This is a genomic window from Rufibacter tibetensis (assembly GCF_001310085.1).
Taxonomy (GTDB): Bacteria; Bacteroidota; Bacteroidia; order Cytophagales; family Hymenobacteraceae; genus Nibribacter; species Nibribacter tibetensis.
The window spans coordinates 1,899,316-1,912,906 of sequence record NZ_CP012643.1 but is presented as its reverse complement, the minus strand read 5'-3'; the positions used below and the strand labels follow the sequence as shown (position 1 = coordinate 1,912,906).

Genomic DNA, 13,591 nt, shown 5'->3' with positions numbered 1-13,591 from the left:
CTACGGGTTCTTCCATCCACTTCTGTCTCTTTCCCTAGTTCCAGTCTTCCCATCGAGCGCCTCGCTTTTGGCCATAGAAAAGCAGTTGCTAAGAGAGATGGACAGCTCAGGCCGAAAGGGCAGTGCGAGAGGGGAAGACGCGGCCTCGCGGCCATGAGCGCTTATCGCAGAAAATGAAACAACCAAGCATAAGAGCCTCGCATCAACCAGCCACTACGCCAGCAATAACCAACTGCATGCACAACAAAGCTGCCCAAGATAGATATCCTAGCAGTTCCCGATTTGTGGAAACCAGTTCAGAAACGGATTGATGATCTAATTTATAAAAGCCTTACACCTCCGCGTACTCCATAGAGTTCGCAATCTCATCTAAGATGGCGTAAATTTCCTGCGGGTCCTCAGTCTGCACCAAGCGGGTGCGATACCCTTTCACATTGGGCAGGCCCCTGAAGTAATTAGCGTAATGGCGGCGCATCTCAAAGATGCCCAGCCGCGGACCTTTCCACTCCAAACCTTTGTCAAAATGCATCTTGCACATGTCAATGCGCTCCTGAATGGTAGGAGGCGCCAGCAACCCACCGGTTTGCACATAATGCTTGATCTCTCGGAATATCCAAGGATAGCCAATAGAAGCACGACCAATCATGATGCCATCTACCCCGAACTGCTCTTTGTAGGCAACGGCTTTCTCCGGCGTGTCAATGTCTCCGTTCCCGAAGATGGGGATCTGGATGCGGGGATTTTCTTTTATTTTCCGGATTAAGGTCCAGTCGGCTTCGCCTTTGTACATCTGCACGCGGGTGCGTCCGTGCACGGTCAATGCCTTGATGCCGATGTCCTGCAAACGTTCAGCCACTTCTTCCACGTTCTTGGTGGACTCGTCCCAGCCCAAACGGGTTTTTACAGTTACTGGCAAGCCAAACGGTTCTACTGCCTGCACAATGGCCGAGGTCATGGCCACCATTTTAGGAATATCGCGGAGCAAGGCCGCGCCTGCGCCTTTGCAGGCCACATTCTTTACCGGGCAACCGTAGTTGATATCAATTAGATCCGGACCTACCTGCGCTGAGATTACTGCAGACTCCCGCATAGAATCAATATCAGAGCCGAAAATCTGGATGCCGATGGGTTGCTCGTAGTCAAAGATGTCTAGTTTCTGACGGCTCTTGGCGGCATCGCGGATGAGGCCTTCAGAGGAGATGAACTCCGTATACATTAAGTCGGCGCCGTTGGCCTTGCACACTGCCCTAAATGGCGGATCGCTAACGTCTTCCATAGGTGCCAGCAGTAGCGGGAAGTCCGGAAGCTCTATCTTGCCGATTTTTACCACGTGATTGAGTTTAAATATTTCGCGTAAATTTACCTCATTAAAACCACACCGCCTATATGAAAGGTTTCATCTCGCCTAGTATGCATCCGTTTAAGTCGCTTCTGTTGTTTACAGGGTTTGTGGTAGCGGGACTGTTCATCGGAAATTTTCTGGCGATGGTTTTGATCAAGGTGGTGTGGGGCTATGGCTTAGTAGAAGTCTCCAACATGCTGGCTAAACCTTCGGCGTACCCGGAGAGCCGCAGTGCCTTGGTGTTGTTTCAGGGAATGGTGCATTTGGTGGGGTTCACCATTGCCTCACTGGCCTTCCTGCGGGTGAATTCAAGTAAACCGGCAGCCTTTCTTTCGCCCCGCATGACGGTGCCCTTCTATTTGCTTTTGGGCAGTGCGGTGCTCATGCTGGTCATTATGCCGGCCGCCTCCTGGTTGGTGCACTGGAATGCGAATGTAGATTTTCCGCCTTTGTTAGATGCCTTTGAACGGTGGGCGAAAGCCAAGGAAGATACTTTGCGTGAATTAACCCTGGAACTGACCAAAATTAACACCATTCCGCAATTAATATTAGGCTTGGTGGTATTTGCGGTGCTGCCAGCCATTGGCGAAGAACTGGCATTTAGGGGAATTATTCAGCAGGAACTGTACCGCTGGTGGCGGAACCCGCACCTGGCTATCTGGGTGTCTGCCATCATCTTCGGGATTATCCACATGCAGTTTTATGGGGTAGTGCCGCGTGTCATGCTGGGGGTGCTGTTTGGCTACCTGTACTGGTGGTCTGGCAACATCTGGGTGCCTATTGTAGGGCACTTTATCAACAATGGCTTTATGGTGCTGATGATGTTCCTGGCGCAGCGCCAGGCGGTGAGCGTAAACGTGGAGTCAACGGAGCCGGAAACATGGACCGTGTCACTGATCTCCCTGGCTATAAGCGTGGCTCTTCTATTTAGCTTGTACAACGCCTTCCGCCGATTGCCTCCTCTTAGGGTAGAGGAAGAAGCCCGTTTTTAACCTCTTTTCCTGAAATCAGCTCTTAAAAAGCGCCGGCGTTGCCTTTTCCTTCGCTGCGGCGTATAGTTATCCTTATAAATGGAAGAAATCAGAAAACCATTAAATAATCTTCAATTGCGCCTGTTAGCCGGAGTACTGGGTGGGGCTGTCTTTGTGGGGGGCATCTATCTAAGCGAGTGGACGTTTTTCCTGCTGTTTCTGGTGCTCACGCTACTGGGGCTGCTGGAGTTTTACCGCCTGCTTTCGGCAAAAGGGTTTCAACCCAACAGAGTTATTGGAGCCCTTTTAGGAGTAGGGCTGTATGTGATGGGCTTTGCCATCAAACACGACGATATTTCCAGTGACTGGCTTTTTCTGGTTCCCCCTGTCATGCTGCTGGCGCTTATTGCAGAACTCTACCGGAAAAAAGAACAGCCCTTTACCAACGTGGCCCTTACGCTGGTGGGGGTTTTTTATATTGCGGCTCCGTTTTCGTTGCTGCACGTACTGGCTTTTCTGCCTGGTAGATACAGTTGGCAGATCATTTTAGGCGTTATGTTCCTGATTTGGGCTTCAGATACCGGGGCCTATGCAGCCGGCAAAACCTTTGGGAAGAATAAATTATTTCCACGTATTTCGCCCGGCAAAACCTGGGAAGGCTGGGTTGGCGGCGTGCTCCTCTCTTTAGGCGTAGCCTGGATTTTATCTATGTTCTACCATGATCTGGCCCTATGGCATTGGCTGGGCGTGGCGGTGTTGGTGTCTGTGTTTGGGGTTTTAGGTGATTTGGTAGAGTCTATGCTGAAGCGAAGTCTGGATGTGAAAGACTCTGGCACCTTAATTCCTGGACACGGCGGCATTCTGGACCGCTTTGACAGCCTTATTCTGGTAGTTCCTTTTCTGGTGGCCTTTCTGGAACTGGTCCATTAAAATCCCTTCTGAGAAAATTCGCTAACGTTAGTTTTATGTTGTAAAAATGGTAATTTTGGGCAGCTTTTATACCTCGAAATTATCAAAGTATTAATTTATGGCAGCATACAACAGCAAGATGGCTTATAAAGAGCCTGCTCCTATCAAGGACAAAGAGAATCCTTTTGAGTCCATGATGTCCCGTTTCAACATTGCGGCGGAAGTGCTGGGCTTGGATGATGATACCTATGAAGTTCTGAAATCGCCTGCTCGTCAGGTGATTGTGAATTTGCCTGTGACCATGGATGATGGCAGCGTGCGGGTGTTTGAAGGGTTCAGGGTAGTGCACTCTACCATTTTAGGTCCGTCAAAAGGAGGTATCCGCTATGACCAAGGAGTGTTCCTGGATGAGGTGAAAGCGTTGGCTGCCTGGATGACCTGGAAATGTGCTGTTGTTGATATTCCATACGGTGGAGCCAAAGGGGGCATTGTCTGTGATCCTTCTTCCATGTCGGCTGGTGAGTTGGAGCGCCTAACTCGCGCCTATACCGTGGCCCTGATTGATACTTTCGGCCCTGACCAAGACATTCCAGCCCCTGATATGGGGACTGGTCCCCGTGAAATGGCGTGGTTGATGGATGAGTACTCTAAAACCAAAGGCATGACCGTGAACTCTGTAGTAACAGGTAAACCATTGGTACTGGGTGGTTCTTTAGGTCGGGTAGAGGCTACCGGGCGCGGTGTGATGGTGTCTGCCATGGCGGCTATGGAAGTATTGGGCATGGATCCCACTGAAGCTACTGCTGCTGTGCAGGGCTTCGGGAACGTAGGCTCTTGGGCTGCGAAATTGCTGTCTGAGCGAGGTGTGAGGATTCTGGGCGTAAGTGACGTAAGCGGTGCTTATTGGAACGAGAACGGAATTAACATTGACGAAGCGATCGCCTACAAAAACGCGCATCATGGCCGTTTGGAAGGATACGCCGGGGCAGAGCCGATTAGTAATGATGAATTATTAACCTCAGCCGTTGATCTATTGGTGCCCGCTGCCGTAGAAGATGTGATTACTGCCCGTAACGCAGACCAGATTCAGGCCAAATTGATAGTGGAAGGTGCAAACGGCCCTACTTCGGCCAACGCTGACCGGATCATTAACGAGAAGGGTATCATGGTAGTGCCAGACATTCTGGCCAACTCTGGTGGGGTAACTGTCTCTTATTTTGAGTGGGTGCAGAACCGCTTGGGCTACAAATGGAGCCTTGACATGGTGACCGAACGCTCTGACCGGATAATGACAGAAGCCTTCAATAAAGTATATGCTACGTCACAGAAATACGGTGTTCCTATGCGAATTGCCGCTTACATTGTTGCCATTGACAAAGTGGCGCAGACCTATAAATTCCGGGGTGGCTTCTAAGCAAGGCATCTTAGAAAACGCTTAAAAACATGTTTTCTTGCCGCCTCCTGTCTTTTTTATAGACTGGAGGCGGTTTTTTTTATATTTTTGCTTTATCAGCCAAAGAGTATCTAATGAAAATTCATAAAGAAGGAAGAAAGATTCTGTTTTTTACCCTGTTAGGATTGCTGGTGGTGAACATGTTGCTTTACTATTTCAACAGCGAGCACCTGACCTTTAACAGAATCTTCTCCGGTGTTTCCTTTATTGTTTTCCTGCTTATTCTGCAGTTTTTCCGGAGCCCGTACCGTAACCTGCTTTTGCATGAAGATTTAGTAGTAGCTCCCGCCGATGGGAAAGTGGTGGTGATTGAGAACGTGGAAGAGCCCGAATACTTCAACGATGTCCGGAAGCAGATTTCCATCTTCATGTCACCCATTAACGTGCACATTACCCGTAACCCTGTTTCTGGTATTGTAAAGTATTTCAAATATCACCCCGGAAACTACTTTGTAGCCTGGCACCCTAAGTCCAGCACAAAGAACGAACGCACCACAGTAGTGGTAGAGTCCTTGGCCGGACCTCAGGTGTTGTTCCGGCAGATTGCCGGAGCCATGGCCCGCCGTATTGTGTGGTATGTAACCGAAGGTGATGAAGTAAACCAAGGTGAAGAATTTGGCTTCATCAAGTTCGGCTCACGGGTAGATATCTTCGTACCAATTGACACAGAAGTAAAGGTGCAACTAGGCCAGAAAACCAAAGGTGGCCAAACCGTGATTGCCCAGCTCAAAACCAGCAACTCCGGTTCTTTCTTCGGATAAGTTAGTATCAGTTAGCACAACTTTTCAAAATCATATAAAACGAAGAAGCCTCATCTGAATAAGATGAGGCTTCTTCGTTTTATATGATTTTTCAAGAAATCAGGCTTAAAGGGAAGTCGTGCGACGTGATACGCACTTCCTGATACTTGACTTAGAACCAATTCTCAGCCAGTTTCATGATCTGCTCCAGATACTTTTGGTCTACTTCGTCAAAGTCATTGAGGCGGTCGCTGTCCACATCAAGCACCATTTTTACTTCGCCATCTTTGATCACGGGTACCACAATCTCAGACTTAGATTCGCTGCTGCAGGCAATATGCCCCGGGAAAGCTTCTACATCAGGAACAAGGATTGTTTCCCGGCGGGTATAGCAAGCGCCGCACACGCCTTTGTGGAAGGGGATTCGGGTGCAAGCTACAGGTCCCTGGAAAGGGCCTAACACCAATTGGTTCTCTTTGGTCAGGTAAGCGCCTACCCAGAAAAAGTTGAAGCTTTGTTTCAGGGCTGCCATTACGTTTGAAAGATTTGCAATCAAATCAGTTTCAGGAGCCACTAGTGCTTCTATCTGAGGCAGGAGTGCTTTGTATTTCTCTTCTTTGGAAAGAGTCTTGTCAATATATAAGTCTTCAGCCATGGTATGTAAAGTACTTTTTGAGTAAAGGGCAGATGCGCTAAACTAACTAGCCTGGCCCAGTTTTAAGTTTCGTTGCAAAGGTAGCCTATGCACATTGCTGGAGCAACTTCCTGAAGTATACTGCCTACAATGGGGTAATAAGCAATCAGTTTTAAGCTGCTTTTGTTAAAATAAGATTAAAATAGAGTTTCTTCAGGAGAAGTGATTTCGATAGGTGATCAGTTCATCGTCTCCCACTATTCTTCTGGAGGCAAACCCCATTGTTGGTAACTGTGGTGCTTTGACGCCATCTGTCAAGGTAACCGGACTGTGAAATACCCTGATTTCATGCCATAGGTTTCTCTCCAGAAGCGTTTCCAATAATGCTGTTCCGCCTTCTACTAACACAGATTGAATGTTTCGGGTGTACAAGTCCGCTAGTAGTTGATCCAAAAAGGTGTTCTCAGGGGAAAGGGTAATATATTCAGTTTGGCCTGTGCTCTCCTTTTCTTTCAAGGTGTAAAGTAGGGTAGGCTGGCTGTCGTCTAATAAATGATGCGTGGCTGGAATTTGCAATTGTTTGTCTATGGCAATTCTCAAAGGTGCCTGCCCCGGCCAGTGCCGGACATTTAGCTGAGGGTTGTCAAAAAGAGCAGTGCGGGTACCTACTAAAATGCCCTGCTCCTCAGTGCGCCATTTATGCACTAGCTGCTTTGCCAAGGGGCCTGATATCTGGTAAGGCTGGCAGTTAGGCAATGCAATAAACCCGTCTGCAGATTGGGCCCACTTCAATACCAAATAAGGCCGCTTCTTTGTCTGAAAGGTGAAAAAACGACGGTTAAGCTCCAGGCCTTCCTCTTCCAAGACGCCAATATGTACCTTGCAGCCTGCGTCAATCAACTTTCTGATTCCTCTGCCGGCCACCAACGGATTAGGGTCTGTGTTGCAGATCACCACATCGCGTACTCCGTGCTGGATCAGGAAATCGGCGCAGGGCGGAGTCTTGCCAAAATGAGAACAGGGCTCCAGCGTGACATACACCCGGCTATGAGGGAGCAGGCTCTTGTCTTGGACGCTGTTGAGGGCGTTAACTTCGGCGTGCGGACCGCCATATTTCTGGTGCCATCCCTCGCCAATTATTTTATGGTCATGCACCACCACACACCCTACAATAGGGTTAGGCCGAGCCTCTCCAGTGCCGAGGGCCGCCAAGTCCAAAGCCCGCTGCATGTATTTCTCGTCGGTATTCATTTCTGGTATTTACGTGCCTGCCAGGTTTTCTTGCCCGAATATCGGGTGTTTTTTCAGAAATTGCCTAAAACTAAGCCTATGCCTACTGTTGAAGCTTCCTTAGAAAACCTTTCCTCCCAGTTAGAGGCGCTGTACGAAAAACCCGAAGCCCGCACCATAGCGGAATGGGTGTTGCAGCACGTGTTGGAGGTAGGTAGGTTTGATCTGCTGCAAAGACGAAAGGAAGAAGTACCTAAAGATCTTCAGGTGCAAGTTCAAAAGTATCAGGGACGGCTATTACAACATGAACCTCTGCAATATGTGTTGGGAGAGGCTTTCTTTTATGGCCGTGATTTCCATGTAACTCCCGCAGTTCTTATTCCCCGGCCAGAAACAGAGGAACTGGTGCAGCGGGTAATTAAAACCTATCAGCACCACCCACAAGTGAAGTTGCTGGACATAGGAACCGGAAGCGGGTGTATCCCTATCACCTTGGCGGCCGAGCTGCCTACTGCGCAGGTTTGGGGACTAGACGTTTCCCCTGAAGCCTTAGTCGTTGCCAAGATGAACGCGCAAAAGCTGGAGCAGCAGGTCACTTGGCTACAGCAGGACATCTTGCAAGAGCTTCCGGCTGTAGAGGCAGGTAGCTTAGATGCGGTCATCAGTAATCCACCGTACGTGCTGGAGGAAGAAAAGAGCCTGATGCGCCAAAACGTGCTGGACTTTGAGCCACACCTGGCCCTGTTCGTGCCGAATGAAGCCCCCCTGCTTTTCTACCGACGGATTGCTACAGTGGCACAAACCTTACTTACCCCAGGAGGAAAGCTGTTCTTTGAGATAAATGAGCGTTTTTCCCAAAGTGCCGTTGAAATGCTTCGGCAGCTGGGTTACCAAGAGGTGAAGGTATTTGAAGACCTGAGGGGAAAAGAAAGAATGACGGAAGCTGTCTGGAGATAATTTTTTCTGCTTATGAGCATGGAAACAACCCTGTTACCTGAAAATATTATAAAAACTCCTACCTTTGCCTAGCAAAAAATGATATCCAAAGAGATAGGCTATCCGTAAAGAGTTCGGCTCTTTCAAACAAGAGAGTACCATGACACAACCTGCTCCCCCGTACACTGCCCATGAAACCGCCGTTATTGACGAGGGTTGCCAGATTGGAGAAGGTACCAGAATATGGCATTTTTCGCATATTATGTCTGATTGCGTGATAGGAAAGCGCTGCAACATCGGGCAGAACGTAGTCATTTCCCCGGGAGTCATCTTAGGGGAGAACGTCAAAATCCAAAACAATGTGTCGATTTACACGGGTGTGGTCTGTGAAGATGATGTCTTCTTAGGTCCTTCTATGGTGTTTACCAATGTGCTTAACCCCAGAAGTGCCATTAACCGCCGGGGAGAGTATTTGATAACAGTAGTACAAAAAGGTGCCAGTATAGGAGCCAATGCCACTGTAGTGTGTGGGCATACCATTGGGGCCTATGCACTTATTGGTGCCGGAGCAGTTGTGACCAAAGATGTGCCTCCTTACGCGCTGGTGTACGGGAACCCTTCTAAACAGCACGGCTGGGTAAGTGAAGCAGGTCATAAACTGGCCTTTGATAATCATAATGAAGCTCTCTGCCCCGAAACAGGCGAGAAATACACGTTAGAGAATAATAGAGTAACTAAATTATCCATTCAAATAGATTAATTGTGTACCAACAACTCCTCAATAAAGAAGCCAAGCTAGCAGTCATCGGGTTAGGATATGTAGGACTTCCCATTGCCCTGGAGTTCGCCAAAAAGATAAGTGTGATTGGGTTTGACATCAATGCCAAGCGAGTAGAGTTGATGAAGAACAACGTAGATCCCAGCGGAGAACTGGACTCGTCTGCGTTTGAAGGATGTGACATTACCTTCACCCATGACCTGGAAGAACTTAGAGAAGCCCGTTTCTTTATTGTAGCGGTGCCTACGCCTATTGACGCTTATGCGCTACCAGACCTGAAGCCTTTGCTCGGAGCTTCTACTACTGTAGGAAAAGTTCTGAAGGAAGGTGATTACGTAGTATTTGAATCAACTGTATATCCAGGTTGCACCGAGGAAGACTGTATTCCGGTCCTGGAGAGAGAGTCTGGCCTTAAGTTCCCAACAGATTTCAAAGTAGGTTATTCTCCAGAACGCATCAACCCAGGTGATAAAGAGCACACCCTTACCAAGATTGTGAAGGTGGTGTCTGGCTGCGATGAAGAGTCCTTGGATATCATTGCCAAGGTATATGAACTGGTGATTCAGGCGGGTGTGCACCGTGCTTCTTCTATCAAAGTAGCGGAGGCTGCCAAAATCATAGAAAATACGCAGCGTGATGTGAACATCGCTTTGATGAATGAGCTTTCCATCATCTTTGACCGGATGAACATCAATACCTATGAGGTATTGGAGGCATCCGGAACCAAGTGGAATTTCCTTAAATTCTTCCCAGGTTTAGTAGGTGGTCACTGCATTGGCGTGGATCCTTATTACCTGACCTACAAAGCGAAAGCTTTAGGGTACGATTCTAAAATCATCCTGAGTGGCCGTACCATCAATGACGGAATGGGCGCGTATGTGGCCAGCAAAGCCATCAAGATGATGATTAAAGAAGGAAAGGCTATCTCCAAAGCTAAGGTGTTGGTAATGGGGGCTACCTTCAAAGAGAACGTAGAGGATATCCGGAATTCCAAAGTAGCCGATGTAGTCAACGAGCTGAAAAGCTTTGGAGTGCAGGTAGACGTGGTAGATCCATATGCCTCTTCTTCTGATCTGGAGCACGAGTACGGTTTTGCCTTGACAGCAAATCCAAGCAATGATTATGATGCCGTAGTGGTGGCCGTGAATCATAAAGACTACTTGGGCCATGATGAGAACTACTTCAAGAGTATCTCCGCCGATAATCCTATTGTGATTGATCTGAAAGGAATTTATCGCGGAAAAATCAATACATTGCCTTACTGGAGTCTATAATTAATACTTTATGAACAAAATTCTTGTAACGGGCGGAGCAGGTTATATTGGCTCCCATACTGTAGTAGAACTGGCACAGGCTGGTTATACGCCCATTATTGTTGATAATTTCAGCAATTCTGAAGAACGAGTGTTAGAGGGACTAGCGCAGATAGTGGGTAAAGAAATACCTTGCTATAAAGTAGACTGTACTGATGCCGCCGCGTTACAGGAAGTGTTTTCAAAAGAAGGAAACATAGACGGCGTAATTCACTTTGCGGCGGCCAAGGCAGTAGGAGAATCAGTACAAAATCCGCTGAAATATTACCATAATAACGTCACAGGATTGGTGACCCTCCTGCAGGTGATGGAAGCCAATAACGTAACCAAGCTGGTTTTCTCTTCCTCCTGCACGGTGTATGGTGTGCCAGATCAGCTTCCGGTAACGGAGGAAACACCCACTAAAAAAGCCAATTCCCCTTACGGCAATACTAAAAAGATTGATGAAGAAATTCTTCAGGACGTGGCTGCCAGCGGAAGCTCTTTAAGATCTATTGCCTTGCGTTACTTCAATCCTGTTGGAGCTCATGAATCGGCTTTGATTGGAGAGTTGCCGCTGGGGATTCCAAGTAACTTGGTACCCTTCATCACCCAGACTGCCGCCGGCATCCGGGAGAGTTTAACTGTGTTTGGTACCGACTACGATACACCTGATGGAAGTAATATCCGTGATTATGTGCACGTGGTAGATTTGGCGAAAGCCCACTTGGCTGCTCTAAAAAGATTAGAGAACCCGGAGGCTGTGCCTTTTGAGGTGTTCAATATTGGCACTGGTCAAGGCAGCTCTGTCTTAGAGGTAATCAAAGCTTTTGAAAACGCCACCGGTCAGAAGTTCAACTACAAAGTAGGCCCACGTCGGGCTGGAGATGTTCCCGCCATTTACGCCGATGTGACCAAAGCTACCCAGGAACTTGGGTTTAAAACTTCCTTATCATTGGAAGACAGCTTAGGAAGCTCATGGACCTGGCAACAACAATTGGTGAAGAAATAGAAGTTAATAGCAATAGGAATGAAAATATTAATTACCGGAGGAGCCGGTTTCATAGGCTCTCATGTGGTGCGGTTATTTGTCACTAAATATCCTAACTATCAAATCTTCAACCTGGATAAGCTTACGTACGCAGGTAATCTTCAGAACCTGACAGATATTGAAGACGCACCTAATTACACCTTCATCAAAGGCGACATCACTGATCAGGAATACATCAACAACTTGTTCCAGGAGCTTCAGTTTGATGCCGTGATGCACCTAGCCGCCGAGTCGCACGTGGACCGCTCTATCACAGATCCTATGGCGTTTGTACGCACGAACGTGAACGGAACCTGCAACCTTCTGCACGCCGCCAAAGAACTCTGGAAGTCTGATTTCACTGGCAAAATATTCTACCACATCTCTACTGATGAGGTGTACGGCTCATTGGGCGAGGAAGGCATGTTCACCGAGGAAACCTCTTACGATCCGCGGTCTCCTTACTCGGCATCTAAGGCTAGTTCAGACCACTTCGTGCGGGCATATTACCATACCTATGGTTTGCCAGTAAAAGTGTCTAACTGCTCCAATAATTACGGGCCTAATCACTTCCCTGAGAAGCTGATCCCATTGGCACTAAATAATATCAAGAACAACAAACCGGTGCCGGTATACGGCAAAGGCGAAAACATCAGAGACTGGCTGTACGTGATTGACCACGCCCGCGCCATTGATGATGTGTTCCACAAAGGCAAAGAAGGCGATACCTACAACATTGGCGGTGTAAACGAGTGGCGCAACATTGACCTCATTCACCTGCTGTGTGACATTATGGACCAGAAGCTGGGTCGTGAAAAAGGAGCTTCCAGACAGTTGATCACCTTTGTAACCGACAGAGCCGGTCATGACTTACGCTATGCCATTGACTCTTCCAAGATCATGAATGAACTGGGCTGGAAACCATCGGTGACGTTTGAGGAAGGTCTGGAGAAAACGGTTGACTGGTACCTGCAAAACGAGGAGTGGTTGCAAAATGTGACCTCCGGTAGTTACCAGGAGTACTACAATGAACAGTACACCCGCTAAATAAAAGTAAAGTGCGTTTGAGAGAAGTTTTATAGAAACAGGTCTTAAACGCACTTTCTGTTTGCACCACCTTCATTTTGAAAAAGGATGGTGGTTTAACTAAAGTACAAGAGGACCGGCTCAGGTAACAGAAAGCTGAACTGCATTTTAACGCCAGTTTGCAAAAAGTAGTCACAAAATGAGTCAGTACTCTTTATTTCCAATTAAAATTATTCAATAGTGTACGAGCATCCTTTTCATAACGGCTCTTTAGAGCAAACTTCCTTTCTAATTACCGGCGGAGCAGGTTTCATTGGCTCCAACTTAGTAGAATACCTTCTGAAGTATAACGCCAAAAAGGTGCGGGTATTTGATGATTACTCTAATGGGTTCCACAAAAACTTAAGAGCTTTTAAAGATAACGACAGGTTGGAAGTACAGGAAGGCGACATCCGCAATCTGGAAGCTTGCATGAAAGCCTGCGAGGGGATGGATGTAGTTTTGCACCAGGCTGCCTTGGGTTCTGTGCCTAGAAGCGTGAAAGACCCTGTAACGTCAAATGAAGTGAACGTGGGTGGCTTCGTGAACATGCTTATGGCTGCCAAAGAGCAGAACGTAAAGCGCTTTGTCTACGCCGCCTCTTCCTCTACCTACGGCGACAGCAAGTCGCTGCCCAAAGTAGAAGATAAGATTGGCAAGCCGCTTTCACCTTACGCGGTAACCAAATACGCTAATGAGTTGTATGCCGATGTGTTTGGCAAAACCTACGGCATGGAAATCATTGGGCTACGGTACTTCAACATCTTCGGACCACGTCAGGACCCGAATGGCGCGTATGCGGCGGTAATTCCGTTGTTCATTGATGCGGTACTGAACAACCGCGGACCAAGAATGAACGGCGATGGCGAGCAAACCCGTGACTTCACCTTCGTGGAGAACTGCGTGGAAGCGAACATCCGCGCAGCGTTGGTGGAGAATCCTGAGGCAATCAATCAAGTATACAACATAGCGGTAGGTGACAGGACTTCTTTGAATGATTTGTTCAACATTCTGAAAGCAGAAGCCGGTGTTGACGTGCAGGCAGAGTATGGTCCTGAACGTGCCGGCGATATCAGAGACAGCTTAGCTGATATTTCCAAAGCGCAGCGCCTGTTGGGCTACAACCCACAAATCAGAATTCAGGAAGGTCTGCAGAGGACTCTAGCCTGGTTCCGTGATAACCAAGACTTCATCTACAATCAGAAATAAGA

The 13,591-nt window shown here is 47.9% G+C and carries 13 protein-coding genes; 10 read left to right on the top strand and 3 right to left on the bottom strand.

Features of this window, described 5'->3' with window-relative positions:
• Positions 1-331: 331 nt before the first annotated feature.
• Positions 332-1,330 carry a tRNA dihydrouridine synthase DusB gene (gene dusB / locus DC20_RS07510; protein ID WP_062543260.1) on the bottom strand — a complete coding sequence of 333 codons (999 nt, stop codon included), beginning with the start codon at positions 1,328-1,330 and terminating at the stop codon, positions 332-334.
• Positions 1,331-1,386: 56 nt separating this feature from the next.
• Between dusB and DC20_RS07505 the strand changes: the two genes are divergently transcribed.
• The 4 genes from DC20_RS07505 (at position 1,387) to DC20_RS07490 (ending at position 5,436) form a co-directional block, all read left to right on the top strand.
• Complete coding sequence (locus DC20_RS07505; protein ID WP_062543259.1) at positions 1,387-2,334, top strand: CPBP family intramembrane glutamic endopeptidase; 948 nt, start codon at positions 1,387-1,389, stop codon at positions 2,332-2,334.
• A gap of 78 nt (positions 2,335-2,412) precedes the next feature.
• Positions 2,413-3,243 (top strand): phosphatidate cytidylyltransferase, encoded by an 831-nt coding sequence (locus DC20_RS07500; RefSeq protein ID WP_071885402.1) that lies wholly within the window; start codon positions 2,413-2,415, stop codon positions 3,241-3,243.
• A gap of 118 nt (positions 3,244-3,361) precedes the next feature.
• Positions 3,362-4,636 carry a Glu/Leu/Phe/Val family dehydrogenase gene (locus DC20_RS07495; RefSeq protein WP_062545861.1) on the top strand — a complete coding sequence of 425 codons (1,275 nt, stop codon included), beginning with the start codon at positions 3,362-3,364 and terminating at the stop codon, positions 4,634-4,636.
• A gap of 113 nt (positions 4,637-4,749) precedes the next feature.
• Complete coding sequence (locus DC20_RS07490) at positions 4,750-5,436, top strand: phosphatidylserine decarboxylase family protein (protein ID WP_062543258.1); 687 nt, start codon at positions 4,750-4,752, stop codon at positions 5,434-5,436.
• 151 nt (positions 5,437-5,587) lie between these two features.
• On the opposite strand, the gene DC20_RS07485 is transcribed toward DC20_RS07490, so the two are convergent.
• Positions 5,588-6,070, bottom strand: a complete 483-nt coding sequence (locus DC20_RS07485) for a GAF domain-containing protein (RefSeq protein ID WP_062543257.1) — start codon at positions 6,068-6,070, stop codon at positions 5,588-5,590.
• A 192-nt stretch (positions 6,071-6,262) separates the two neighbouring features.
• Positions 6,263-7,300, bottom strand: a complete 1,038-nt coding sequence (gene ribD, locus DC20_RS07480) for a bifunctional diaminohydroxyphosphoribosylaminopyrimidine deaminase/5-amino-6-(5-phosphoribosylamino)uracil reductase RibD (protein WP_062543256.1) — start codon at positions 7,298-7,300, stop codon at positions 6,263-6,265.
• A 78-nt stretch (positions 7,301-7,378) separates the two neighbouring features.
• On the opposite strand from ribD, the gene prmC reads away from it, so the two are divergent.
• From prmC to DC20_RS07450, 6 genes are all read left to right on the top strand, one after another.
• Positions 7,379-8,236 carry a peptide chain release factor N(5)-glutamine methyltransferase gene (gene prmC / locus DC20_RS07475; RefSeq protein WP_062543255.1) on the top strand — a complete coding sequence of 286 codons (858 nt, stop codon included), beginning with the start codon at positions 7,379-7,381 and terminating at the stop codon, positions 8,234-8,236.
• Between the two features lie 139 nt (positions 8,237-8,375).
• Positions 8,376-8,975 (top strand): acyltransferase, encoded by a 600-nt coding sequence (locus DC20_RS07470; protein ID WP_062543254.1) that lies wholly within the window; start codon positions 8,376-8,378, stop codon positions 8,973-8,975.
• A 2-nt stretch (positions 8,976-8,977) separates the two neighbouring features.
• On the top strand, positions 8,978-10,267 hold the full coding sequence (locus DC20_RS07465) for a nucleotide sugar dehydrogenase (protein ID WP_062543253.1): 1,290 nt from the start codon (positions 8,978-8,980) through the stop codon (positions 10,265-10,267).
• A 10-nt stretch (positions 10,268-10,277) separates the two neighbouring features.
• Positions 10,278-11,297 carry a UDP-glucose 4-epimerase GalE gene (gene galE / locus DC20_RS07460; RefSeq protein WP_062543252.1) on the top strand — a complete coding sequence of 340 codons (1,020 nt, stop codon included), beginning with the start codon at positions 10,278-10,280 and terminating at the stop codon, positions 11,295-11,297.
• 18 nt (positions 11,298-11,315) lie between these two features.
• The gene (gene rfbB / locus DC20_RS07455) at positions 11,316-12,362 is read left to right on the top strand and encodes a dTDP-glucose 4,6-dehydratase (RefSeq protein WP_062543251.1); all 1,047 of its coding nucleotides are present in this window, start codon (positions 11,316-11,318) and stop codon (positions 12,360-12,362) included.
• Between the two features lie 219 nt (positions 12,363-12,581).
• Positions 12,582-13,589 (top strand): SDR family oxidoreductase, encoded by a 1,008-nt coding sequence (locus DC20_RS07450; protein WP_062543250.1) that lies wholly within the window; start codon positions 12,582-12,584, stop codon positions 13,587-13,589.
• The last annotated feature ends 2 nt before the right edge of the window (positions 13,590-13,591 follow it).